The following is a 22,329-nucleotide window of genomic DNA, read 5'->3' as shown; positions in this document are numbered from 1 at the left end:
CGCCCGGTGGCGGCGCCCCGGATCTCATTGACTCTGACAAGTACGGCTTCACTTGTCCTACGGACTAAGGTAGCATCGCGATGTTCGCATCGAACGCTGCGTGATGAGCATCACTTCAACGCATTCCATTCACCCCGGAATTCGTCCTATGCTCACGCTCTATTCTTACCCGCCTCTCTTCGGCGTCGCCGACAACAACGGCTACGGGCTGAAGGTGTTTGCCTTCCTCAAGCTCGCGGGCGTCCCCTTTGTGCACGAACACCTGTTCGACGCCTCGGCCGCGCCGCGCGGGCAGTTGCCCTACATCGTCGAAGACGGCGAGACCATCGGCGACTCCGACGTGATCATCGCGCATCTCACCGACAAGCACGGCCTGACCATCGACGCCGCGCTCACGCCTGCAAAGCGCCGCATCAACCATCTGGTCACGCGCATGCTCGACGACCTCTATTGGGTGATGTCCTATTCGCGCTGGAAGGACGACCGATATTACCCGCTGTTCCGCGATGCCTTCGTGGCACAGCATTCGCAGCTTGATGCCGCCAGCCTTGACAAGGCCAGGGACTACAACGCGCAGCGCTATTACTATCAGGGTATCGGCCGCTACACGCCGGACCAGGCCTATGCGCGTGGTTTGGCCGACCTCCAGGTGCTCGCCGAGATCGTTCCCACACGGAGCTATGTGTACGGCCCGGCGCCGACCAGCTTGGATGCCGGCATCTACGGCTTCATTGCCAACATCCACTTCTATCCGATTGAAACACCGCTGCAGGCGTTCGTCTCAGCGCATCCCAACCTGGTGCGCCATTGCGAGGCGATCCACGCGATGGTTAGTGGGTAAGTCAGACCGGGACGATCATGAGATCGCCTCTCGATCCCGCCATTTGCGAGGCGCGAAGCGCCGAAGCAATCCAGTATCGTTGCGCGGCCCTCGATTGTCTCGCTCCGCTCGCAATGACGGAGGCAGGTGCGAGGTGGCAAAGCGCGCGTCGCGACGATGCTTTGCCTGGCCTGACGCAGCGCGTGCCCCACCATTGGCAACAATATCCGTAACTGGCGCGCACGGCGCGTCCATTCATCGCGTTCGCGGAAGCATTGTCGCGGACGCGCCTCTGCTCACCGCCCCAAGCAGATTTGCGATATCCTCGACCAGTTTCCGAAACAGCCAGAGGTCTCCATGCCCATGCACCACATCCCCGCTCCACCGCACGTCAAAGCGCCGCCGCTGTCGTTCGGCACCCGCTTCGGCGATCTCGTCTTCATCTCCGGCATTCCCGGCTTCGACGCGCAAGGCGCGCTGCCCGACGGCTTCGAGGCGCAGTTCGCCAATGTCGTGACCAACTTCGCGCGCGTGCTCACGGAGGCCGGCGCAACGATGCGCGACCTGGTCAAGGTCAACGTGCTACTGACCCGCGCCTCCGACGTCGCGACCATGAACAAGCTCTATGCCGAGGCCTTCGGGCCGGCGCCCTATCCCGCGCGCACCACTTGCGTGGTCGCCGCGCTGCCCGATCCGAAAATGCTGATCGAGATCGAGGGCGTCGCGGCGGTCGTGACGTGAGGTTCGCATGCGCGCGGAGGCGTTCTGGAGGACGGGTTTCACCGCTCGACAAGCCTCACCCGAGTGACTATCTTTTCCTCCATGAACCTCGTCCGCCGCACGATCGAGATCGACGCCGACACCGACGCCCGCCTCGCCGAAATCGCGGCCGAGCGGGGGCAGGATGTCGCCACGGTGCTCGCGGACGCTGTCGCGCTGCTGGACTCCGTTGTCGATCTCGCAAGCCCTGACGTCGTAGAGGATCGTCGCCGGCTGGACCAGTACCTTGCGACGGGAAAGGGTGTCACGTTCGACGACATCAAGGCGTGGGTCGCGAGTTGGGACACCGCAGAGGAACTTCCACCTCCTTTATCCCGCAAGACCAGATGATTATCTTTTCGGAGGATGCCCGCGACGACATCGTCCGACTGCGATCCTTTCTCGATCAGATCAATCCCGGCGCAGCGCGGCGCGCAATGGTCGTGCTGTTCACGACAATCGAGAGCTTGCAGGACCATCCAAATCGAGGACACCGCACCGATGATCCCGATATTCGCCAGCTCGTCGTCCGGTTCGGAACGTCAGGATACGTCGTGCGCTACGTGCTGCTTCCTGCGACAAGCGACATTCTGATCACACGCATCTGGCATGGGCGGGAGGCGCGCCATTGACCCCCGGCCCCAAATCACCGGCCGCAACCGTCTCCACCGCCTTCCCCTGACATCGCCGTGAGCGGTGCCATCGTCGCCTTGCCAGCAGCGCGCTTTTGTCGCAGGAGTCCGGGGCCGGTTCGCAAAAGAATGGATCGGCGCTGCCGCAGGCCTGATCCGCCGCGGCGGCTGGGGCTCTGTTTCGTGAGGGGAGATTTCCGATGCGTCGCCTGACCACTCTCGCTGCCGCCGCCGGTATCGCTGCGGCTTCCGTCGCGCCGGCGCTGGCCGTGCCTCGGCACGCCGCGCCCGCGCCGGCGTCCGGTTACTACGTGATCCGCTGGGAGAACACCGGCATCTGCCAGATCTGGAACACCGACTTGCAGTCCAAGCCGGTCGAATGGCCCTCGACCTACAAGGTGATCTCGCAGCCGGTGCCCACGTTCAGCGAAGCATCAACGATCCAGCTCAAGCTGCGCGACGAGCGCCGCTGCTTCTTCTAAGGGCACCATCACCCGACATTCGCGGTCCGGGCGATCGCCGCCACTCGGCGGTCGCCTGATTCATGGCGAGCCGCAAACAGCGCCCTGGATCATGAGATGGGGACAATCGCGGCTGCCGGGAGCGTCCGCCCTCGCCGGCGCCGTCCCGGCCGTATATGCTCGACCCAGGGCGTCATCCTGCTGCTCGCCCGTGGGAGATCGGCATGGCTCAGACCGAGACGTTCGTCCTCCACGCCGCGCTCGACGGTGGCCGCTCCGTCTATCGGGATATCGAGATCGATCCGACCAAATCGCTGCACCGGCTGGCTGAAGCCATCGTGCAGGCATTCGGCTTCGACTTCGACCACGCCTTCGGCTTCTACACCGGACTGACGCTGTCGAAGATCAAGGTGGTCCATCCGCAATATGAGCTGTTTGCCGACATCGGCGAGGCTGACGCGGGCGTGCTCGGGGTCGAGAAGACGCGGATTGCGACGGCCTTCCCCGAGGTCGGCCATACGCTCCTGTTCCTGTTCGACTATGGCGACGACTGGCTGTTCCGGATCACGCTGAAGGCCACCGGGACCAAGCAGCCGAAGACGCGCTATCCGCGCGTGATCGCGGCCAAAGGCAAGGCGCCCGAGCAATATCCCGAGCCGGACCACGACGAGGATGATGATGCATCGCGCTTCGGACCAAGTTACAGCCCGGCGACGTGATCAAGATCGGACAATCGTGAGTGGTGCGCCCGGGCAGGCCGGCGCCAACGGGCAACACCGGTTGCCTGACCAGCTCGTACCAGACCTGCGCCTCGTCTTCGTCGGCACCGCGGCCAGCGAACGCTCGGCCGCGACCGGCCACTATTACGCCCATCCCGGCAACCGTTTCTGGCGCACGCTGCACGCCACAGGCCTGACGCCGCGGCTGTATCAGCCGCATGAATTCCCCGAACTCATAAAGCTCGGCATCGGCTTCACCGATCTGTGCAAGCACGGCGCCGGCATGGACCATGTCGCGCTGCAGGCTGGCGTCGATGTCGATGCGTTCACGGCGAAGATGCGGCGGTATCGTCCGCGCACGGTCGCCTTCACCAGCAAGAAGGCCGCGAGCCTGTTCTACGGCCGCCCGACGACGCGGATCACGCTCGGCCGGCAGCCGCGGCAGGATGATGTCCCGGACATCTTCGTGCTCGCGTCACCTTCGGGCGCCGCGTCAGGCGCGTGGACGCTTGCGCCATGGCTGGAGCTCGCGGCGCATGTGGCCGGGCCCTAGCAGCAGGCCCGTCATGCTCCGACCAGTCGCCCACTCTTCTAGGGGCGCAGCGATCAACCGAGGAGCGCGGCGTACTGGATGCTCCGCCGGAGCCTGTCCTCGGGCGGCGCTACGCGCTAACCGGGGGCGGAGCATGACAGGTCTGCGCGTTGAAGCAGCTCGCACCCAGACCGCGCCCTAAAGCGCGATGAGATTCGGATGAATCGTCATCGCGCTTTAGGTTATTGTTTGAGCATGATCTCCGCGCAAACGCGTTCCGCGTTTGTCGCGAGGGAAAACCGCTTCGCACTTTCCGGATCATGCTCTACCGCATCGAAATCGCGAGCCCCGAGAGGTCGACATTGGCGAGCAGGCCGATCTGCTCACCGGAGAGCTCGAGCACCGCGCCCTTCTGGTTGGTCAGCACGATGCCGCGCACGCCGCGTCCGACCGCGAGGCCTGCACCCGCGGCACCATAGACGCCCTCGACATCGGAGGGACGCCAGATGTTGCTGACTCGGCCACGCAGCACGGTGCGCGAGCCGCCGAACACGAGGCCGTAGTCGAGCCCGCCGGTCGAGAGCGGATAGGCGCGGCCGTGGAAATTCAGAACACCCGAGCCCCCGGAGCCGCCGATGATCCAGCCGGCCTTGTAGATGGTCAGCGTGATGAAGCCGCCATCCGCATGCGCGGTCGCGGGCAGCACGGCAGCTGCCGCGGTCGTCAGCGCAGCAAGCAGCGTACCGCGAAGAAAGGATGCAATCGTCATTTGAAGAACGCTCCGAAGATTTTGCAACACAGATGAGGCGGAAAGTCCAAGCGAATCGGTTTGGCCGAATTTAGCCGCTCGCGAGGCGAAGTACATGCGGCTGCGCGCGCAGCTTCAGCGCGCTTTCTCATGCGCACGTGGTCTTCAGCAGAACGTCCTGGGCGGCCGCGAGCTCGCGAAACGCCTCTGCGCTGCCGCCCATATCCGGATGCATCAGCTTGGCGGCGCGACGGAAGGCACCGTGAATCTCGGCACCGGAGAGCGGACCGTCGATCGGCAGACCCAGCAGCTTGCGGGCATGCTGGTCGGGGCTGAGCGGCTTCGGCTTGATGCCGCGGCGGCCGAAACGCGGCGCCGTCAGCTCGATCAGCACGTCGAGCACGACGAGGAGGCGCCGCCGCGCCGCGTCATCCGTCCCATCATCGGTCAGAGACGTCGCCGCCGCACGGACGATCGGCAGGGCCTGGCTCGCAGCCTGCCGCAAAGTCAGCTCGGAACTGTCGCGCGCGATCTGCGAGACCAGCTCGGCGGCCTCGTGCCAGTCGATCTCAGGCGCCTGCAGGAGCCGTTCGAGCGCGAATTTGTACGATATTGCGGAAGTGGTCGCGGCCATAGCGGCGGCACACTGGCGTGAGGTCCGCCGCTTGCCAAGCGTCGGCTGGTGCGGCCGTTAATTTTGGATTTCGCCCCGGAGCGCGCCGAAATGCGTCGGCGATTTCGCCAAACCGTGGCAATTTCGGGATTTTTCCCGTTTTCCGTGCATTGACCGGCCCACATTAAGGTCCTGTTAACCTTGTCGGACCACGGTGTTTTACGGGCTGGGTGTTCAGTTGGGTCTCGATGTTTTCCGCGCCGATGCCGCGGAGCGTTGATCGGGAGGAGTAATGTCACACGAATTCACACAGCATGCCGCAAGCCCATTTACCGTCGAGTCCGGCTCGATCATGCCGGAAGCCCGGCCCGCGACCTCGGTCGTTCCGCTACTGATCGGAACGCCGCTGTCGGAGGTCGAGCGCGAATTGATCGTGCAGACGCTTGCACGCTGCAACGGTAACCGCACCCATGCCGCCAGACTGCTCGGCATGCCCGTGCGCACCTTGCGGAACAAGATCAGGGTCTTTGTCGCCGATGGCGTCGAAGTGCCCGCCTACGGGGCGTAATCCCCTGGTATGGAATGCCGGACATTCGCCTCAGAGCGCGCGGCGCCGTAAACAGCGCCGCGCGACGACGGCCACCATAACGGCCGCCGCGATCAGCGCGACCTGGGCGGCCATCAGTTCGATGGTGCGCAGCACGAAAGCGATCTCGACCGCCCACGAGGGCTGTGGCTCGTCTGCATAACCGACAGGCACGATATCGGGCACAAGCAGCCGCTCGACCGCAAACGCGACGCCGAAGATGATCACGGCGAGCCCGACCAGTCGCCACCCCGCCTGCATGGCGCGCCCCCTCCTTCCGAACCGGCGCTTCATCTCACGACATCCGCACGAGCGGCCGATTGATGTTGATCAATCAGGGAGGGCCGGCGCGCGCAATTGCTGGCTTCGTTGTGCGTCTGCTAGGCTCGCGTGCGAATCAGGAGCTGTACGCGTGGCGCGAAATCCGGCGAGTCGGAGATATCAGGGGCCTGCGGGTCCACGAGGACCGCAAGGGCAGCCAGGACGACGCGGACCGGATGGACAGCGCGGCAAGCCGGGGCCGGACGGCAAGCCCGGCCTGCAAGGCAAGCCCGGTCATCAGGGATCGCGCGGCGAGGCTGGGCCTCCCGGAAAGCCGGGCCCGATCGGGCCGCAGGGGCCGGCCGGTCCCCAAGGACCACGTGGCGAGCAGGGCCCGCCGGGGACGCTGCCGACGATCGATCAGATCATGCCGTGGCTGCATCAGCTGTTCGAGGCCTACGAAGAGTACAAACGGACGCACGATCGCGAGGCCCATGAGCGCGACGCTGCGCAGCTTGCGGTGCGCGACATCTTTGCAGCCACCGAACATGATGAAGCGCTCGAAGATGCCTTCGAGGATGACGATCCGCACCTCGAGGACGAGCAGCATCACAAGAAGAAGAAAGACAAGAAAAAGAAGAAGCACAAGAAGCATCGACACGACGACGACGCGTTGTGAGGTCGCGGCGCCTGTCCCGCCGATCTCGGTCCGGTGATCCCGACAAAGGCACCAGTGTCAGCTCCCTTGTCAGCGGCCCGCGAATCTCGCCTGCGATCGTTCCTTTGCCTTGGCGGCCTCGGTGGCCCGATCGCGCGGCGGCGCCTGGGTGTGCAGCGAGGCGAGCAGCCGCCGCGCCGCGTCCGAGACCTCCTGCACGGCCAGCTCGAATGCCGCCTCGTTGGCTTGCGAGGGCTTATTGAAGCCGGACAGCTTGCGGACGAATTGAAGTGCCGAAGCCTGGATCTCGTCCTCCGTCGCCGGCGGCTCGAAATTGAACAGCGTCTTGATGTTCCGGCACATTCGGTTCCTCCGCTCGTATGGTTCCCACAGTCGAACACATCGGCCATCTGAGGCCATTTTGGTCTACAATGGCAGCCATTACACCAGACCATCAGCATGAAGAAAGCGAGCCCATCGATGACACACGTGACCTATCGGATCGTCGAGCATGACGGCGGTTGGGCCTATACGGTCGACGGCGCCTTTTCAGAGAGTTTTCCGTCCCATGCTGAGGCGCTCGCCGCCGCCAAGCGCGCCGCCGCGGAGCAGCGCGTGCCAGGCCGGACCGAAGCGATCGAATACGAGACTGCGGACGGAAAATGGCACAGCGAAACGGCATCGGGCGAAGACCGTCCCGAGACCGAGGTCGAGGACCGGCCATAAATCGTGCTTTCGGCTGCCTGACGGTTCCGTGCTAATCTGGGGCAACGCACGCCACCAGAGCGCGCGGATCCGGGGAGATGAACATGACACGATCGATGATCGCCGCCGCGACGGCGTTGCTGCTGAGCTCGATGGCGGCGCTGGCCGGCGACTATCCGGCACCGAAGGAAGGCGACTTCGTCGCCAAGGATTTCAAGTTTCACACCGGCGAGACCCTGCCGGAGCTGCGGCTGCATTATGTGACCGTGGGCGAGCCGACCGGCCAGCCGGTGCTGGTGTTGCATGGCACAGGCGGCTCGGCCGCGAGCATGCTGACACCGGCCTTTGCCGGCGAGCTGTTCGGCAAGGATCAACCGATCGACGCGTCGAAATATTACATCATCATTCCCGACAGCATCGGCCACGGCAAATCGTCAAAACCATCCGATGGGCTGAAGACAAAGTTTCCGGCTTACGACTATGCCGACATGGTCGATGCGCAATATCGGCTGCTCACCGAAGGACTGCGGATCAAGCATCTCAGGCTGGTGATCGGCAATTCGATGGGCGGCATGCACAGCTGGATCTGGGGCACGCGCCACCCTGATTTCATAGATGCGTTGGCGCCGATGGCGTCCCAGCCGACCGAGATGGCCGCGCGCAACTGGATGCTGCGGAAGATCATGCTGGACACGATCCGCAACGATCCCGACTACAACGGCGGCAACTACACGGCGCAGCCGCGCATGATGAAATATGCGGTCACGGCCTATGGCATTGCGTCGGCGGGCGGGACGCTGGCCTATCAGACGCTGGCGCCGACGGCCGCAAAGGCCGACAAGATGGAGGAGGAGCGGCTCGCCGCGCCGCTGCCGACCGATGCCAACGACTTCATCTACCAGTGGGAGTCGTCGCACGACTACAATCCGTCGCCGGACCTCGACAAGATCGAGGCGCGCGTGCTGCTGATCAATTCGGCCGACGATGAGCGCAATCCGCCGGAGACCGGCGTCACCGCGGAGGCCATGAAGCGCGTCAAGAACGGCCGGATCTATCTGATCCCCGCCTCGACCGAGACGCGGGGCCATCTCACGACGGGGGCTGCGAAGTTCTACATCGAGCCATTGCGCGAGCTGCTCGCGACCGCGCCACAGCGGGCGGAGTGACATTTTCGACGGAGGCTGCCATGCCGAGATTCTCGCAGGCCGCGCTGCTGATATGCCTGGTGGCGCTCGGAACGGCAGCCTTCGCCTTCGACAATGGCCAATTCGACAACGTGCCACCGGACATCCGCTCCTGGTTCAAGAGCATGATCGCTCCGAACGGTGTTCCCTGCTGCGACATCGCCGACGGCCATCGCACGGACTACGAAGTGCGCGATGGCACCTACTGGGTTCCGATCGAGGGACAATGGATGCAGGTTCCCGAGCGCGCCGTCATCCGCGACCGCGGCAATCCGATTGGTGAGGCCGTGGTGTGGTACATGCACCATCGCGGCGGCATCGTCATCAGCTGCTTCGTCCCCGCAGACGCGGTATGATGAGCGCCGAGTGTCTTGCACGTCGGCGGCGCGCTGCTAGCTTTTGTGGATCACTATGCTTCGGAGGTGGACATTGCCTGATCTCGTCGCCGCGGATCTTGCCGCGATCTTTCCCGAACCCAGCGCACGCGTGATCGCGAAAGCGCGGCCTGCGCTTGACGTGCACAGCAAGAAATTCATCGCGATGTCGCCGTTCTGCGTGCTCGCGACGTCAGGTTCTGACGGCAGTGTCGACGCGTCGCCGCGCGGCGGGCATCCGGGGTTCGTTCATATCGACGGCGACAGCCGGCTGTTGATGCCGGACCGCCCCGGCAACAACCGCATCGACAGCTTCAACAACATCACCGCGGGCTCCGGCCAGCTGCAGCTGATCTTCTTTATTCCTGGCATCAACGAAATGCTGCGGGTCGGCGGCCGGGGCTCGCTGACCACGGCGCCGGAGCTGCTTGCTGCGATGGTGGAGTTCGGCAAGGCGCCGCGCGTGGTGCTGAGCATTGCCGTCGAGCAGGCCTATTTCCACTGCGGCAAGGCGATCATGCGCTCGAAACTATGGATGCAGGAGACCCAGGTCGAACGCTCCGCGATACCGAGCATCAGCGAGATCATCCACGACCAGACCAGCCTCGGCGAACCCGAACCGCAGGACACCGTCGACGCCCGCTACCGGACTCAACTGTGAGATATCGGCCGCGACGGCTTGGCCGTCGGCCGTAGCAGGACATGACAGCAGGACATGACTATCGTCCTGCCGTATCGTGAATGAATGCGTGTGACGGCCGGGGCAGGCCCGGCCATCACAAACCACCCGACCATTACAGACCTAGGAGTGCTCGGATTCGAGACCGCCGACGTGCTTCTGGGTGTAGAGCTCGAGGCCGATCCGGCCGATCAGATCGAGTTGCGTCTCGAGGAAGTCGATGTGGTGCTCTTCGTCCTTCATCAGATCCTCGAACAGATCACGCGTCACGTAGTCCTTGACCCCGTGGCAATAGGTCGCGGCTTCCTGATAAAGCGCGCGCGCCGCAACCTCGGCGGCGAGATCGCACTCGATGATCTCCTTCACGTTCTGGCCGATCCGCAAGGGATCGAGCACCTGCATGTTCGGGAAGCCGTCCAGGAAGATGATGCGGTCGGTGAAGCGGTCCGCGTGATTCATCTCCTCGATCGATTCCTTGCGCCAGACCTTGGCCATCTCCAAGAGACCCCAGTTCTGCAGCAGGCGGTAATGCAGCCAGTATTGGTTGATGGCCGTCAGTTCGCTCCGCAGCCCCTTGTTGAGATATTCGATGACCTTAGGGTCGCCCTGCATTGATGTGCTCCGAAAGTTAGACGCCGCGGCTCGCTCCATAACAGGTTCGTCGGACCGAGACGACCCTGTTCGTGCGTCTTCGACGCGAAAGGATGGGTTGAGGGCTGGTTTGAGGCTCGGGCGGACCGACCTCGTTCAGCAAGCGGCCAGGGCGAAACGGCTCTGAACGTCCTCGACGGAGCTGGCCGCCGAATGGGCATGATCCTGGCGGTGCTGACAGCCGGCGTTGCAGGCGCGTGCACAGGGGCCCAGCGCCTCGTCAATGATCGTCTTGATGGTGCGTGCGCAGCGGCCGCATTCCGCGCTGCAGCCGAGGCAGCCGTAAACCTGCTTGGGACTGCGCGGCAGCTCGTCGGCCGTTTTCACGGCTTGGCGGATGTCGTGGTCACTGATGACGTTGCAGGAGCAGACAATCATTGAAACGGCCAATCTCGAAGATGCCACTCATCGATAGTGATCCGTGCCGCCTGGCGCAAAGGCAAAACACATCTTTTGAAGCGATTCCAAACTGCCAACGCAACCTAGAATGAATCTAAGCAAGACCTGTTGTTATAGATCAAACAAGCAGCGGCCTCCGTTGGAGGCCGGAAATCGATACCATCGCTGCGCACCCGCCCCCTTGTCTGGGCTGCTCCGGAATGACGGCATTTGCGACGACGCGGCAAGACTGGTCCACGTTATGGGGATTTGCCGCCGAGGTCGGGAGCTAGTCGCCGCCGCCATCTCCCCCGCCGCCTCCATCTCCTCCCCCGCCGTCGCTGCCACCGTCCGAGCCGCCGCCGTCGATTGGGTTACCCATGCTGTCGGTAGCAGAATGACTGAACCAGCCTCCCAGGCTGAAGCCATTGTCCGACGAAGAGCCTCCGTCAGAGCTGGATATATCGCCGCCAGCCCGCCGCCGGGCCCGTTGTCGGTCTGCCCGCACGATCAGGACGTAGCAAAATACCGAGGTCAATCCGACGGCGACAACGACGCTCATGGCGCTGGTCATGCTCTGTCCCGCCCTGCCCCTGGCATTCCAAACGCCATGATCGAACCAATTCCGACTCTGGGTCGTCCTATGGAGGCTGCCCGTTCATTGAACATTCAAGCAGAATGTGGAAGTTTGCCTCCGGGACGGTCTTTCCGCCTGAAGACCTGTGAGAAAGGTACGGTCATGAAGAAGACACTCACGGCCCTGGTCGCCACCGCCGCGCTGGCCACTGCGGCCACGGCACCTGCGCCGGCCCAAGCCGGAGGTGGTCGCGTTGCCGCGGGCGTCGCCGCCGGACTGATCGGTGGCGCGATCGTGGGCGGCGCCATTGCCGCCGGCAGCAGCCCCTATTACTACGGCCCAGGCTATTACGCGCCCGGCCCCTATTATTACGGGGGCGGTCCCGCCTATGTCGCAGATCCCGGTTACGCCTGCTATTGGCAGCGGCAGCGATTCTGGGACGGCTATGTCTGGCGCGTGCGGCGCGTCCGGGTGTGCGAGTGACCGTTCACCTTCATTAAATCGCTGGGGGTTCGCCGGATTTCGGATAGCGTCCTGTGTGATGGCGCAAAATTACCGTTTTTCCGGCGCACCTAGCCGCCGAAGTTTACGATCGGTTGACAGATTCGCGTGTTTTCTTGCGAAATTGCCAATCCCTGGTCGAGCGTGTGAGTCACTCTAACCCGGCGCCGTATCGGCGCCTCCTCGAGGAGATCGCGGAAGATGAAGATGATCCTGACCGCCGTGGTGGCGGTTGCCACTATCGCCGGTTCGATGACCGTGACCGCGCCTGCTGCCAAGGCTGGCGACGTCGGTGCGGGTGTTGCGGCCGGCCTGATCGGCGGCGCGCTGATCGGCGGTGCTATCGCCTCGAGCCGTCCGGCCTATGGCGGGCCCGTCTATGTCGAGGCTCCGCCTCCGGCTCCTCCGCCGTGCTACTGGCGCCGTGAACGCTACTGGGACGGCTACGGCTGGGTCGTGCGTCCGGTTCGCGTCTGCTACTGATCTTTCGACGATCGCACACGATCGCGTCCAGAAACCCGGCCTCAACGGCCGGGTTTTTGCTATCCGGCACTCTAGTGCGCCGCGCTGATCGCCTGGAGCACCGCCTCGCTCGGCCAGCAATCCACTTTCAGACCCGCAGATTTCTGGAACGCACCCAGCGCGGCACGGGTCTGCATGCCCGCCTTGCCGTCCAGTCTGTCCTTGTAGAGACCGAGCCGGGTGAGCCCCTTCTGCATCGCCTCGACGTCCCTGGTGCGCAGCTGCTCGGATGCGGACCAGGGCGTCGCGAACGGCAGCGGGCTCGTCATACGGTCGGCGAGATGGCCGACGAAGAGCACGTAGAGGTCGGAGAAGTTGTATTCCTTGATGACGAAGTAGTTCGCTGTCGTGAGGAATGACGGCCCATAGATGCCCTCCGGCTGCAGCAGCGAGGCCGGTTGCGCCTGCTCTGCGGCGCTGAGCTTTTGCCCGCGCACCGGCACGAAGCCCGCACGCAACCAGTCGCCGATCGGCTTCTGCACCTCAGGCACGCCCATGGTGCAGTCGACATTGGCCGGCGCCTTCACCTCGTAGGCCCACCGCACTCCGCTCTGCCAGCCCTTGTTGACGAGCTGCTGCGCGGCGGACCCAAGCGCATCCGGCACGGAATGCCAGAGATCGACCTTGCCGTCGCCGTCGAGGTCGACGCCGTGCTTGTAATATTCCGACGGCAGGAACTGGGTGAGGCCGACGGCACCGCCCCAGGATGCGCGCAGATCCGCACGCTTGACCACACCGTCGCTGAGCATCTTCAGCGCCAGGATGAACTCGTTGCGATACTGGTCCTTGCGGCGACCGACATAGGCCTGCGTGGCCAACACGCGCAGCGCGTCGTAGGGCAGCGTGTAGCGGCCGAAGTCGGTCTCCCGGCCCCAGATCGCGAGCACGACCGGCGCCGGCACGCCGAAGCGACGTTCGATGTCGGACAGCGCGGGACGATATTGCTGCATCAGCTTCTGGCCGTAGGCCGCGAGCCGCGCAATCGAGGCTTCCTTGATGTAGTCGGCCGGCACCTGCACGAATTCGGCCTGAGCGGGTGCGCCGGTTGCGGGACGACCGGGCAGCAGCAGGTCCGGCAGCTTGTAGTCGGGCTCGAGCCCGCGCGTCTCGGCCTCGAAGCTCGCGCGCGACACGCCTTGCGCCTGCGCCTCGGTCCAGAGCGACGCGACGAATTGCGTAAAGGCGGCGTCGGCGGCGTGGGCCGCCGGCGCGCTCCATATGGCAGCAATGGCAACGGCGATGAGCGCCACGCCCCTCATCGAGGATTCACCGCGTCAGCTTCTTGTACTTCACGCGGTGCGGAATGATGCTGTCCTGACCGAGCCGGCGCATCTTGTCCTTCTCGTAGTCCTGGAAATTGCCTTCGAACCATTCGACATGGCTGTCGCCTTCGAAAGCCAGCATGTGGGTGGCGATGCGGTCGAGGAACCAGCGGTCATGGCTGATGATAACCGCGCAGCCGGCGAAATCCTCCAGCGCCTCTTCCAGCGCGCGAAGCGTGTCGACGTCGAGATCGTTGGTCGGCTCGTCGAGCAGCAGCACGTTGGCGCCGGACTTCAGCATCTTGGCCAGGTGCACGCGGTTGCGCTCACCGCCAGACAGCGCGCCGACCTTCTTCTGCTGGTCGGCGCCCTTGAAGTTGAAAGCCGAGCAGTAGCCGCGCGAATTGACCTCGCGCTTGCCCAGCAGGATCAGCTCGTTGCCGCCGGAGATCTCCTCCCACACGGTCTTGCTGCCGTCGAGCGCATCGCGCGACTGATCGACATAGCCGAGATGCACGGAGTCGCCGATCGTGATGGTGCCGGCATCAGGCTTCTCCTGCCCGGTGATCATGCGGAACAGCGTGGTCTTGCCGGCGCCGTTCGGACCGATCACACCGACGATACCGCCGGGCGGCAGTTTGAAGGTGAGATTGTCGATCAGCATGCGATCGCCAAAGCTCTTGCTGAGCCCCTGAAAGTCGACGACGTTCTGGCCGAGCCGCTCGGCGACGGGAATGATGATCTGCGCCGTCTGGGTCTGCTTCTCGCTGGCCTTCTTGAGCAGTTCCTCGTAGCGCTGATAGCGCGCCTTGGACTTGGCCTGGCGTGCCTTCGGTGAAGCCGCGATCCATTCCTGCTCGCGCGCCAGCGTGCGCTGATGCGCCGCCTCTTCCCGGCCCTCCTGCTCCAGCCGCTTCTGCTTCTGCACCAGCCAGGACGAGTAGTTGCCCTCGTAGGGAATGCCCTTGCCGCGGTCGAGCTCGAGAATCCAACTCGTGACATTGTCGAGGAAGTAGCGATCGTGGGTCACGATCAGGATGGCGCCGGGATAGTTGCGCAGGTGGCCTTCGAGCCAGGACACCGACTCGGCGTCAAGATGGTTGGTCGGTTCGTCCAGGAGCAGCAGTTCGGGCTGGTCCAGCAGCAGCCGGCACAGCGCCACGCGGCGGCGCTCACCGCCGGAGAGCTTGGTGACGTCGGCATCATCGGGTGGGCAGCGCAACGCATCCATGGCCTGGTCGACCTTGCTGTCGAGATCCCAGAGGCCCTGCGCCTCGATCTCGTCCTGCAGCTTGGTCATCTCGTCGGCGGTCTCTTCCGAATAATTGACGGCGAGCTCGTTGTAGCGGTCCAGGATCGCCTTCTGCTTGGCGACGCCCAGCATCACATTTTCGCGCACCGTGAGTTTCGGATCGAGCTGCGGCTCCTGCTCGAGATAGCCGACGCGGGCGCCTTCGGCGACCCAGGCCTCGCCGGTGTAGTCCTTGTCGATCCCGGCCATGATCTTGAGCAGGGTCGACTTGCCGGCGCCGTTGACGCCGAGCACGCCGATCTTGGCGTCCGGGTAGAACGACAAATGGATGTTGTCGAGCACCTTGCGGGTCGGATAGGCCTTGGACAGACCCTGCATGAAATAGACGAACTGGCGCGCCATCGCGTGTCCTTGGAAACCGTTGGATTTGCGGAAAAATGTTGCCGCTGATGTAGCTGTGCCGCTGCCAAAGGGCAACCGCGAGGCGGCGATGGGGCGGGACAAATACGGGACAATGGCGGCGTCTTGCCACCCTCCCGCGACCCACGGTCGACTACGGGATCTCAACCATAGTGCGGTCGGTCACGACAATTGAAACCATCTTTTAATCAATTGGGCGGGAAACTCGAACCTGGCGCGCAGGAACGCGCGTCCAAACGGCAATAAGCCGGTTCGAGAACAGCGAGAGCCCGTCATGGCGACCCTTACGTCAGTCTCCCTGCCCTCTGGGGCGGTCAAGCGGAGCGAACCCCAGTCCGGCATCATGGCCGAGATCAAGAACTTCTGGCGCGCTTTCCTGGCCCAGGCATTCAACCCCTACCGGCCGGAATTGCACTATATGCGCGGCCCCGGTCCGGCCTGGCACGCGAAATACGGCAACAGCGCCGCTTTCCGCCTGAAGACCGATCTGGACTGAGCTTTCCTGCTCGGCGTGCATCCCTGACGTGGATGCTTGCGCAGCCCCTGTTTGCGCGCGACCATGGCGTCCGTTCCGGCGACCTTTCCGCCGCTGTTCCAACGATGAATGGACCTGTGCCGATGACGCGGCTGCGCTGTGCGATCCTTGACGACTATTACGATACAGCTCTTTCCCTGGCCGATTGGCCAAAGCTCGGCGATCGCGTTGACGTGACCGCCTTCACGCACCCCTTCACGTCCGAACAGGCTGCCGCCGGTGCGCTCGCCGATGTCGACATCATCTGCGCGATGCGGGAGCGCACGCCGTTTCCGCGCTCGCTGGTCGAGGCGTTACCGAAGCTGAAACTGCTGATCACCTCGGGGATGCGCAATGCGGCCATCGACATGGAATCCGCGAAGGCGCGCGGCGTGACAGTCTGCGGCACGCAATATGGTCGCGATCCCACCGCGCACTTGACATTGGGGTTGATCCTGGAGCTGACCCGCAAGATCGGTCAGGAGAATGCGCGGATGCACGCTGGCGAGCCCTGGCAGAAGCTCGGCGGGACCGAGATCGAGGGCAAGATGCTCGGCGTGATCGGCCTTGGCAAGCTCGGTACCAAGGTCGCAGGCCTCGCCAAGGCGTTCGGGATGAACGTGATCGCATGGAGCCCGAACCTGACGCCGGCGCGCTGCGTTGAAGCCGGCGTCGGCTACGCGACCAAGGAGGAGCTGTTTGCGACCGCCGACATCATCACGATCCATGTGGTCTTGAGCGACCGGTCGCGCGGTCTCGTCGGGGCCGCGGACATCGCGCGGATGAAGCCGACGGCCTACCTCGTCAACACCGCCCGCGCTCCGATCGTCGACGAGGCCGCGCTGCTGCAGGCGCTGCAACAGAAGCGGATCGCAGGTGCCGCGCTCGATGTGTTCTCGAGCGAGCCGCTGCCGGTCGATCATCCGCTCCGCAAGCTCGACAACGCCGTGCTGACGCCGCATCTCGGCTACGTGACCGAGGAGAGCTTCCGCGCCCACTATGGCCAGATGGTCGAGTGCATCGAGGCTTGGCTCAAGGGCATCGAGCCGCCCCGGCGGCTGGCGTAAGTCCCGACCCGCCAGCGCACAAAACAAAACACCCTCCCGATCAGGAGGGTGTTTGCATAGTCGGGAACCAGATCGACCTCAGCGGATCGTGACCGCCGGCGGCAGCGGCTGCACGGCGGCCGGCTGAGTGCCGGGGACCGCCTGAGCTTGCACCGGCGCCCCAGGAGCGCCAGGAACCGGCGCAGCCGAGGCCGTGGCGGTCCCGCCTCCGGCGGGCGACGGACCGCCCGGCAGCACGACCACGCGGGTGCCGACCTTGACCCGGTCAAACAGGTCGGAGACGTCATCGTTCAGCATGCCGATGCAGCCTGAGGACACGAACTTGCCGATCGTTGAGGGCTGATTGGTGCCGTGGATGCGATAGACCGTCGAACCCAGATACATCGCACGTGCCCCGAGTGGATTACCCGGGCCGCCGGCCATAAAGCGCGGCAGATAAGGCTGGCGCTCGATCATCTCGCTCGGCGGATACCAATCCGGCCATTCCTTCTTGCGTGAGATCTTCTGCACGCCGGTCCAGGTGAAGCCGTCGCGGCCGACACGGACGCCGTAGCGCATCGCCCGCCCGTTGCCGAGCACGAGGTAAAGATAAGTGTGCGGCGTATCGACGACGATGGTGCCAGGTGGCTCCTTGGTGACGAAGTCGACCTCCTGACGGCGCAGGTTCGCCGGCAGCTCAGCCGGCGCCGCGTCGGGCTGCTCCTCAGGCGGAAGGGCAGCGACCGTCATCGGTCTGTTGTCGGGCGTTCCAGCGCCGGGCGGGGGCGCTGCCCCGGTCGCAACGACACCACCGACCCCCTCGGGCGGCCGCGGAGCACCGGCGTCCCCATTCGGGGCGCTATTGCCATAGACGCCGCCATAGGGCTGCGCGCCAGCCGGGCGGTCGGCATAAATCACCGGCGGCGGACCGGCAGGACGGCCGTAACGCGGATCATCCGGAGACATCACCGGTCCGGTCGGAGCGGCGCTATAGGCCGGTGCATTGGCCGGGCGGCCATAGCGGGGATCGTCGGGCGACATTACAGGCCCGGTCGGGGCAGCGCCGTAAACCGCGGGCCGGCCATAGCGCGGGTCGTCGGGAGACACCACCGGGCCGGGCGGCGACAATGCAGTCCCGTTGGCGTCGGCTTCCTCGTCATCGACGGCGTCGAAATCAGGCCGCTGACCACGGGGGTCCACCGGGTAGGGAGTCGGAACCGGAGAGTAAGCGCCGGGTGCTGTCTGATAAACCTGCTGCGCTTCGGCATGCGAAACGACCGCCGCGCCCGCCGCCGCGACAGCGCAAATCGTCAGGATCTGTCTGATCATCATTGCCCTTGCAAAATCCCCAAGCCGACCGGGGCTCTTGGGCGCCAAATTGCCGAAGATAGCGGCGCATTCAAGACAATTCCGGCCAGCGCGGTCCAATTCGGCGAATTGTGATCGCTGTTCCGTCGTTGCATGGAAGTCTCACGCCTCCGAAAAAGTCATTTTGGCCATCTTTGACGGCCTTGCCGGCCCTCGATTTCACAGGCGAGGCAGGTCGCCTGCGATATTGTGGTTTACAGCCTGATTCGCGATGCGACGGCCGGCCGGCCCGATCGTGAACGCGGCCATCCCTGTGATCACCGCGTTCCCGCTCTCTCGAAGGTCTCGGCGCCCATCGCCGAGGCGAGAGTTCCCGTCAATGCTCCCCGGCTTTCGTTTCCTGTTCGGCGCGATCGTCTTTTCTCTGTCCATTCTCGTCTTTGGCCTCGGCGCCGCAGCATTGCTGCGAGCGGCCCATGAGCAATTCGCCAGCAACACCACATGGCGCGCGGCACCTACGACGGGCTTCAACACCTTCCTACCGCAGCCTGATCAGCCGGTGCTGGCTGTCTTGCAGGTCGACCCGAGGCTGTCAGTGCCAATCCCGGCCCTGCCCGCGGCGGTCGAAGCGCCCGACAAGGCTGCAGAAGACACCGTCGACGCCGTCGCCCCAGCTGGTCGCGGCGCCGCCGAACGAGACGGCTTGTCCATGGACACCTCCAAAGCTGTCCAGGTTGTTCCTGAAGCAGCGGTCCCAGCGCCTGAGGTGGTGACAGCGGTGGCTGTGCCAATGCCGGCTCCGACGGCCGCCGATCAAGCCGACATCGTGAGCGTCGAGCATCCGACCACCGATGTCACTGATAGTGCCGCTGCCGTTCTGCCCTCGGCGGTGACGGGCGACACGAAGTCCCGCGATATGGCGACCACCCAGGTAGCCGATGCAACGCCGGCTCCGACACAACCCGACACGACCGCAGCCACCAGCTCGCGCGTCGACAGCGCCGAGCCAGTAAGCAGCGCAATCGCGACGCCGACTTCGCCAGCGTCGACGCAGCCGACGCCAAAGACACCTGATCCGATCGCGATAAAAATCGCGTCACTCGAGGACCAGCCCGCAATCGGCGAGAAGCAGCCCGCTGCTGGCGAGAACGAGCAGAAGGCCTCCGTGAAGGTCGCGAGCGTGCAGCTGCACCGGAGCGTGGTGAAGAAGCGGATCGCTAGGGAGCGGCTGGCGGCACGGCGTGCCAAACAGCAGCGCCTCCTCGCGCAGCGGGCGCGCGTGGCACGGCAGGCCGCGATCGCCCGGCAACAGCAGCTGGCTGCCGATCCGTTCGCGCAGCAGCCGACCTTTGCTCAGCCGCCTCCCTTTGGTCAACAGGCTGCCTTTGGTCAGCAGCCCGCGTTTGGACAGCAGGCCGCCACCCAGCGAGTGCGATAGCGGGCCTATCCGTCACGCCGGTCCGGTCGCGATCGGCGGGCCGGCTTCGAGCCCCCATTCGGACCACGAGCCGTCATAGAGTCCAGTATCGCGAACGCCGAGCCGGTAGAGCGCAAGCGTCAGCACCGCCGCCGATACGCCGGAGCCGCAGGAGGTCACGATCGGCTTGGCGAGATCGACGCCGGCGCCGACGAAAGCCGCGCGCAGCTGATCGAGCGGCTTCATCACGCCGGTCTCGGCATCGAACAGTTCGGCATAGGGCAGATTGCGGCTGCCGGGGATATGGCCGGAGCGCAGGCCCGGGCGCGGCTCGGGCACGCCACCGGCGAAACGCAGCGCCTGCCGCGCATCGATCACCTGCTCTGTCCGGCGATCGAGATTCGCGATCATCTGCTCGATCTTGCGGACGCAGGCGTCGTCGAACCGCGCAGTGAAACTGGCGGGCTTCGGCGTCACCCCTCCACTTTCGACCGGGCGTCCCTCCGCCATCCACTTCTTCAAGCCGCCGTCGAGCACACGCACGTCGCGGTGGCCGAACGACAGGAACATCCACCAGGCGCGCGGACCCGCGACCCAGCCGCCGGCATCGTAGATCACGACTGTATCGCCGTTGCCGATGCCGAGGCGGCCAACATCGCGGCCGAACTGTTCGGCGCTCGGAAACATGTGCGGCAGCGAACTCGAATGATCGGCGACCTCGTCGACATCGAAGAAGACGGCGCCCGGGATATGCGCCTTCAGATAGTCATCCTTCGGCAGCGGCAGCACGCCCGGCATCTTGAAGGTGGCGTCGAGAACTTTCACCTTGGGATCGCCGAGATGCGCAGCAAGCCAGTCGGTGGAGACGAGCGGATCATCGGGGATAGTCATTGGACCAGGACTCCAGCGTCACGTTCGATCGTCATCGCCGGACTTGATCCGGCCATCCATCTTCTTGAAGCGATGGACACGCGGGTCAAGCCCGCGTGTGACAGGTGTCATCAATCCTTCTTCTTCGGCTCCCATTTCTCCACCGGCCCGCCGGCGTCACGCCAGGCGGCGAAGCCACCGCCGATATGAGCGACCGGCTTCAGTCCCATGTCCTGTGCGGTCTTGGCCGCGAGGGCGGAGCGTAAGCCGCCGGCGCAATGGAAGATGAAGGTCTTATCCTCCTGGAAGATCGGCTTGGCGTAAGGGCTCTGCGGATCGATCCAGAATTCCAGCATGCCGCGCGTGCAGGAAAAAGCACCGGGAATCCGTCCCTCGCGTTCGATCTCGCGGGGATCCCTGATGTCGATGATCACGACGTCGTCGCGTTTGGCGGCCTCGATTGCCTGCGTCGCGCTCAGTGTCTCGATCTCGGCATTGGCCTCGTCGAGCAGCGCCTTGATGCCGCGGGTGATAGTCTGGGGCATTTGCGACGAACCTCCCTGCTCCGTCATTCCGGGGCAATGCGGCGGCATCGAACCCGGAATCTGGAACGAATGAAAACAATTTCGAGATTCCGGGTTCGCTCGCTGTTCGCGAGCGCCCTGGAATGACGGGATTAGTTTTACCGCACCAGTTCCTTCATCGCGCCCTCCAGGCCCTCGATCGTGATCGGATACATGCGCTCGGAGAAGATGCGGCGGATGATGGTGGTGGATTCCGAATAGTCCCAATGCTTCTGCGCCACTGGATTGAGCCACACCGTGTGCGGATAGGTGCGGATGATCCGCTCCAGCCAGACCGAGCCCGGCTCCTCGTTGACATGCTCGACCGAACCGCCGGGCACCATGATCTCGTAAGGGCTCATCGAGGCGTCGCCGACGAACACGACCTTGTAGTCGTGCGGGTATTTGTGCAGCACGTCCCAGGTCGGCGTCCGGTCGGTGAAGCGACGCCTGTTCTGCTTCCACACGCCCTCATAGAGGCAGTTGTGGAAGTAGAAATATTCCATGTGCTTGAATTCGCTCTTGGCGGCCGAGAACAGCTCTTCGACCTGCGCGACATGGGAATCCATCGAGCCGCCGATATCGAAGAACACCAGGACCTTCACCGCATTGCGCCGCTCGGGCCGCATATGCACATCGAGATAGCCGTGATTGGCGGTCTCGCGGATGGTGGTGTCGAGATCGAGCTCGTCGGGCGCGCCGGTTCGGGCGAATTTGCGCAACCGCCGCAGCGCCACCTTGATGTTGCGGATGCCGAGCTCGACATTGCCGTCGAGATCCTTGAACTCGCGGCGATCCCATACCTTCACCGCGCGGTTGTTGCGGTTCTTCTCCTGGCCGATCCGGATGCCTTCCGGGTTATAGCCATAGGCACCGAACGGCGAGGTGCCTGCAGTGCCGATCCACTTGCTGCCGCCCTGGTGACGGCCCTTCTGCTCTTCCAGGCGCTTGCGCAGTGTCTCCATGAGCTTGTCCCAGCCCATGGCCTCGATCTGCTTCTTCTCCTCCTCGGTGAGGTATTTTTCCGCAAGCTTCTTCAGCCATTCCTCGGGGATCTCCGCCTTCTCCATCGCATCCAAGAGGCTCTCCAGCCCCTTGAACACGGTGCCGAAGACGCGATCGAATTTGTCGAGATTGCGCTCGTCCTTCACCAGCGCCGCGCGCGACAAATAATAGAAGTTCTCGACCGACTGCTCGGCAAGATCGGCGTCGATGGCCTCCATCAGCGTGAGATATTCACGCAAGGAGACCGGGACCTGCGCCTCGCGCAGTGCTGTAAAGAATTGCAGGAACATGCCCATTAGATCGCCCGGCTCC

The 22,329-nt window shown here is 64.2% G+C and carries 30 protein-coding genes; 18 read left to right on the top strand and 12 right to left on the bottom strand.

Features of this window, described 5'->3' with window-relative positions; genetic code table 11:
- Window positions 1-148 precede the first annotated feature (148 nt).
- The 7 genes from ACQR1W_RS22085 to ACQR1W_RS22055 all read left to right on the top strand — a co-directional run bounded on the left by ACQR1W_RS22085 (window position 149) and on the right by ACQR1W_RS22055 (window position 3,944).
- Window positions 149-841 carry a glutathione S-transferase C-terminal domain-containing protein gene (locus ACQR1W_RS22085; protein WP_434852763.1) on the top strand — a complete coding sequence of 231 codons (693 nt, stop codon included), beginning with the start codon at window positions 149-151 and terminating at the stop codon, window positions 839-841.
- A 336-nt stretch (window positions 842-1,177) separates the two neighbouring features.
- Complete coding sequence (locus ACQR1W_RS22080) at window positions 1,178-1,561, top strand: RidA family protein (protein WP_434852762.1); 384 nt, start codon at window positions 1,178-1,180, stop codon at window positions 1,559-1,561.
- Window positions 1,562-1,624: 63 nt separating this feature from the next.
- Complete coding sequence (locus ACQR1W_RS22075; RefSeq protein WP_434852761.1) at window positions 1,625-1,930, top strand: hypothetical protein; 306 nt, start codon at window positions 1,625-1,627, stop codon at window positions 1,928-1,930.
- Window positions 1,927-2,211, top strand: coding sequence for a type II toxin-antitoxin system RelE/ParE family toxin (locus ACQR1W_RS22070; RefSeq protein ID WP_434852760.1), 285 nt, complete (start codon window positions 1,927-1,929; stop codon window positions 2,209-2,211). The genes ACQR1W_RS22075 and ACQR1W_RS22070 overlap by 4 nt, the downstream gene beginning before the upstream one ends.
- 200 nt (window positions 2,212-2,411) lie before the next feature.
- Entirely contained in the window at window positions 2,412-2,693 is a 282-nt protein-coding gene (locus ACQR1W_RS22065) for a hypothetical protein (RefSeq protein ID WP_434852759.1), read from the top strand.
- 203 nt (window positions 2,694-2,896) lie between these two features.
- A complete protein-coding gene (locus ACQR1W_RS22060; RefSeq protein WP_434852758.1) occupies window positions 2,897-3,391 on the top strand; it encodes an IS1096 element passenger TnpR family protein in 495 nt (164 codons plus the stop codon).
- Window positions 3,348-3,944, top strand: a complete 597-nt coding sequence (locus tag ACQR1W_RS22055) for a mismatch-specific DNA-glycosylase (RefSeq protein WP_434852757.1) — start codon at window positions 3,348-3,350, stop codon at window positions 3,942-3,944. Before ACQR1W_RS22060 ends, ACQR1W_RS22055 begins: the two co-directional genes overlap by 44 nt.
- A gap of 304 nt (window positions 3,945-4,248) precedes the next feature.
- Here ACQR1W_RS22055 and ACQR1W_RS22050 read toward each other — a convergent pair whose 3' ends face one another.
- Together ACQR1W_RS22050 and ACQR1W_RS22045 are read right to left on the bottom strand one after the other, a co-directional pair.
- A complete protein-coding gene (locus tag ACQR1W_RS22050) occupies window positions 4,249-4,692 on the bottom strand; it encodes a hypothetical protein (RefSeq protein WP_434852756.1) in 444 nt (147 codons plus the stop codon).
- A gap of 127 nt (window positions 4,693-4,819) precedes the next feature.
- A complete protein-coding gene (locus tag ACQR1W_RS22045; RefSeq protein ID WP_434852755.1) occupies window positions 4,820-5,305 on the bottom strand; it encodes a J domain-containing protein in 486 nt (161 codons plus the stop codon).
- Between the two features lie 271 nt (window positions 5,306-5,576).
- On the opposite strand from ACQR1W_RS22045, the gene ACQR1W_RS22040 reads away from it, so the two are divergent.
- Window positions 5,577-5,852 (top strand): helix-turn-helix domain-containing protein, encoded by a 276-nt coding sequence (locus ACQR1W_RS22040; protein ID WP_008972642.1) that lies wholly within the window; start codon window positions 5,577-5,579, stop codon window positions 5,850-5,852.
- A gap of 30 nt (window positions 5,853-5,882) precedes the next feature.
- Here the strand turns inward: ACQR1W_RS22040 and ACQR1W_RS22035 are convergent, their stop codons facing one another.
- Window positions 5,883-6,164 carry a hypothetical protein gene (locus ACQR1W_RS22035; protein WP_434852754.1) on the bottom strand — a complete coding sequence of 94 codons (282 nt, stop codon included), beginning with the start codon at window positions 6,162-6,164 and terminating at the stop codon, window positions 5,883-5,885.
- A gap of 118 nt (window positions 6,165-6,282) precedes the next feature.
- Here ACQR1W_RS22035 and ACQR1W_RS22030 point away from each other — a divergent pair, with 118 nt between their 5' ends.
- Window positions 6,283-6,810 (top strand): collagen-like protein, encoded by a 528-nt coding sequence (locus ACQR1W_RS22030; RefSeq protein WP_434852753.1) that lies wholly within the window; start codon window positions 6,283-6,285, stop codon window positions 6,808-6,810.
- A 69-nt stretch (window positions 6,811-6,879) separates the two neighbouring features.
- Here ACQR1W_RS22030 and ACQR1W_RS22025 read toward each other — a convergent pair whose 3' ends face one another.
- The gene (locus ACQR1W_RS22025) at window positions 6,880-7,152 is read right to left on the bottom strand and encodes a DUF2277 domain-containing protein (protein ID WP_434852752.1); all 273 of its coding nucleotides are present in this window, start codon (window positions 7,150-7,152) and stop codon (window positions 6,880-6,882) included.
- A gap of 117 nt (window positions 7,153-7,269) precedes the next feature.
- Between ACQR1W_RS22025 and ACQR1W_RS22020 the strand changes: the two genes are divergently transcribed.
- The 4 genes from ACQR1W_RS22020 to ACQR1W_RS22005 all read left to right on the top strand — a co-directional run bounded on the left by ACQR1W_RS22020 (window position 7,270) and on the right by ACQR1W_RS22005 (window position 9,713).
- A complete protein-coding gene (locus ACQR1W_RS22020) occupies window positions 7,270-7,515 on the top strand; it encodes a DUF2188 domain-containing protein (RefSeq protein ID WP_434852751.1) in 246 nt (81 codons plus the stop codon).
- Window positions 7,516-7,598: 83 nt separating this feature from the next.
- On the top strand, window positions 7,599-8,660 hold the full coding sequence (locus tag ACQR1W_RS22015; RefSeq protein ID WP_434852750.1) for an alpha/beta fold hydrolase: 1,062 nt from the start codon (window positions 7,599-7,601) through the stop codon (window positions 8,658-8,660).
- Window positions 8,661-8,680: 20 nt separating this feature from the next.
- Window positions 8,681-9,034 (top strand): hypothetical protein, encoded by a 354-nt coding sequence (locus ACQR1W_RS22010; RefSeq protein WP_434852749.1) that lies wholly within the window; start codon window positions 8,681-8,683, stop codon window positions 9,032-9,034.
- Window positions 9,035-9,107: 73 nt separating this feature from the next.
- Entirely contained in the window at window positions 9,108-9,713 is a 606-nt protein-coding gene (locus ACQR1W_RS22005; protein ID WP_434852748.1) for an MSMEG_1061 family FMN-dependent PPOX-type flavoprotein, read from the top strand.
- Between the two features lie 141 nt (window positions 9,714-9,854).
- On the opposite strand, the gene bfr is transcribed toward ACQR1W_RS22005, so the two are convergent.
- On the bottom strand, window positions 9,855-10,343 hold the full coding sequence (bfr, locus tag ACQR1W_RS22000; protein ID WP_434852747.1) for a bacterioferritin: 489 nt from the start codon (window positions 10,341-10,343) through the stop codon (window positions 9,855-9,857).
- Between the two features lie 135 nt (window positions 10,344-10,478).
- Window positions 10,479-10,760, bottom strand: a complete 282-nt coding sequence (locus ACQR1W_RS21995) for a (2Fe-2S)-binding protein (protein WP_434852746.1) — start codon at window positions 10,758-10,760, stop codon at window positions 10,479-10,481.
- Between the two features lie 739 nt (window positions 10,761-11,499).
- On the opposite strand from ACQR1W_RS21995, the gene ACQR1W_RS21990 reads away from it, so the two are divergent.
- Both ACQR1W_RS21990 and ACQR1W_RS21985 read left to right on the top strand, forming a co-directional pair.
- Window positions 11,500-11,820, top strand: a complete 321-nt coding sequence (locus ACQR1W_RS21990) for a hypothetical protein (RefSeq protein ID WP_008972631.1) — start codon at window positions 11,500-11,502, stop codon at window positions 11,818-11,820.
- A 219-nt stretch (window positions 11,821-12,039) separates the two neighbouring features.
- Window positions 12,040-12,321 (top strand): hypothetical protein, encoded by a 282-nt coding sequence (locus ACQR1W_RS21985; RefSeq protein ID WP_008972630.1) that lies wholly within the window; start codon window positions 12,040-12,042, stop codon window positions 12,319-12,321.
- A 71-nt stretch (window positions 12,322-12,392) separates the two neighbouring features.
- On the opposite strand, the gene ACQR1W_RS21980 is transcribed toward ACQR1W_RS21985, so the two are convergent.
- Together ACQR1W_RS21980 and ettA are read right to left on the bottom strand one after the other, a co-directional pair.
- Complete coding sequence (locus tag ACQR1W_RS21980) at window positions 12,393-13,619, bottom strand: lytic murein transglycosylase (RefSeq protein ID WP_434852745.1); 1,227 nt, start codon at window positions 13,617-13,619, stop codon at window positions 12,393-12,395.
- Between the two features lie 7 nt (window positions 13,620-13,626).
- On the bottom strand, window positions 13,627-15,276 hold the full coding sequence (gene ettA / locus ACQR1W_RS21975; RefSeq protein ID WP_434852744.1) for an energy-dependent translational throttle protein EttA: 1,650 nt from the start codon (window positions 15,274-15,276) through the stop codon (window positions 13,627-13,629).
- Between the two features lie 292 nt (window positions 15,277-15,568).
- On the opposite strand from ettA, the gene ACQR1W_RS21970 reads away from it, so the two are divergent.
- Both ACQR1W_RS21970 and ACQR1W_RS21965 read left to right on the top strand, forming a co-directional pair.
- A complete protein-coding gene (locus tag ACQR1W_RS21970; protein ID WP_434852743.1) occupies window positions 15,569-15,790 on the top strand; it encodes a hypothetical protein in 222 nt (73 codons plus the stop codon).
- 122 nt (window positions 15,791-15,912) lie between these two features.
- Window positions 15,913-16,875 (top strand): D-2-hydroxyacid dehydrogenase family protein, encoded by a 963-nt coding sequence (locus tag ACQR1W_RS21965; RefSeq protein WP_434852742.1) that lies wholly within the window; start codon window positions 15,913-15,915, stop codon window positions 16,873-16,875.
- A 78-nt stretch (window positions 16,876-16,953) separates the two neighbouring features.
- Here the strand turns inward: ACQR1W_RS21965 and ACQR1W_RS21960 are convergent, their stop codons facing one another.
- The gene (locus tag ACQR1W_RS21960) at window positions 16,954-18,186 is read right to left on the bottom strand and encodes a L,D-transpeptidase family protein (protein ID WP_434852741.1); all 1,233 of its coding nucleotides are present in this window, start codon (window positions 18,184-18,186) and stop codon (window positions 16,954-16,956) included.
- Window positions 18,187-18,541: 355 nt separating this feature from the next.
- Here ACQR1W_RS21960 and ACQR1W_RS21955 point away from each other — a divergent pair, with 355 nt between their 5' ends.
- The gene (locus ACQR1W_RS21955; protein WP_434852740.1) at window positions 18,542-19,600 is read left to right on the top strand and encodes a hypothetical protein; all 1,059 of its coding nucleotides are present in this window, start codon (window positions 18,542-18,544) and stop codon (window positions 19,598-19,600) included.
- A 12-nt stretch (window positions 19,601-19,612) separates the two neighbouring features.
- Here ACQR1W_RS21955 and sseA read toward each other — a convergent pair whose 3' ends face one another.
- The 3 genes from sseA to ACQR1W_RS21940 all read right to left on the bottom strand — a co-directional run bounded on the left by sseA (window position 19,613) and on the right by ACQR1W_RS21940 (window position 22,307).
- Window positions 19,613-20,470, bottom strand: coding sequence for a 3-mercaptopyruvate sulfurtransferase (gene sseA / locus ACQR1W_RS21950; protein ID WP_434852739.1), 858 nt, complete (start codon window positions 20,468-20,470; stop codon window positions 19,613-19,615).
- Window positions 20,471-20,580: 110 nt separating this feature from the next.
- Complete coding sequence (locus tag ACQR1W_RS21945) at window positions 20,581-20,994, bottom strand: rhodanese-like domain-containing protein (RefSeq protein WP_434852738.1); 414 nt, start codon at window positions 20,992-20,994, stop codon at window positions 20,581-20,583.
- A gap of 137 nt (window positions 20,995-21,131) precedes the next feature.
- On the bottom strand, window positions 21,132-22,307 hold the full coding sequence (locus ACQR1W_RS21940) for a vWA domain-containing protein (protein WP_434852737.1): 1,176 nt from the start codon (window positions 22,305-22,307) through the stop codon (window positions 21,132-21,134).
- Between the last annotated feature and the right edge of the window lie 22 nt (window positions 22,308-22,329).

It is taken from the genome of Bradyrhizobium sp. HKCCYLS1011 (assembly GCF_051167795.1).
In the GTDB taxonomy this organism is placed as follows: Bacteria; Pseudomonadota; Alphaproteobacteria; order Rhizobiales; family Xanthobacteraceae; genus Bradyrhizobium.
This window is presented reverse-complemented; position numbering and strand designations above follow the sequence as displayed.